Source organism: Pueribacillus sp. YX66 (assembly GCF_041725775.1).
Lineage (GTDB): Bacteria > Bacillota > Bacilli > Bacillales > UBA6769 > Pueribacillus.
On sequence record NZ_JBEUEL010000092.1, the window covers coordinates 1 to 584 of the forward strand.

Genomic DNA, 584 nt, shown 5'->3' on the forward strand with positions numbered 1-584 from the left:
AAAGAATGGAAGAAGATAAAAACGAAACAGACAAATCTCGTCAAATTAGGTGTAGACAGAGAAAAAGCGTGGGAATGGGCAAATAGCCGCAAGGCTTACTGGCGAATTGCTAACAGTCCTATCCTGCACAGAGCTCTTGATAACAAATACTGGCGAGGACTAGGTCTGAAAAGTCTTTTGAACAGATATCAAACAATGCGTTGGACTTAATGAAACCGCCGTATACGAGAACCGTACGTACGGTGGTGTGAGAGGGGAAGGTTAATCACCTTCCTCTACTCGATTTTCTTAATTGTGAAACACAATGTTTTATTAATGATACGTTTTTAAAAAAGCTAGAGTTAAATTTAATAGATTATATTACCATGGTAGACTGCTAAGTTACTTTTTGTCATTGATAACTATGCTAAATGTGCAACAATCGCTTCAACAAATGATGTTAAATTAATTTCTTGGCATGTTTCTTGCAATAAAATTAAGTGGAATAAGAAAAATGTAATTTGGTTAGGAGTTGAAAACATGAGTAACAAAATGAGATTCGGATTATTTTTCTTAAACTCAGTAGCACCATGGAAAACTGATGC

General features: G+C 35.4%; 1 protein-coding gene and 1 pseudogene. One reads left to right on the forward strand and one right to left on the reverse strand.

All coding sequences use genetic code 11. The features are described from left to right. Positions 1-210: pseudogene (locus ABU914_RS15470) on the forward strand (group II intron reverse transcriptase/maturase); the annotation flags it as partial. A gap of 191 nt (positions 211-401) precedes the next feature. Here the strand turns inward: ABU914_RS15470 and ABU914_RS15475 are convergent. Beyond that, positions 402-584: hypothetical protein (locus ABU914_RS15475; RefSeq protein WP_379670577.1), on the reverse strand; the 183-nt coding region annotated here is incomplete at its 5' end.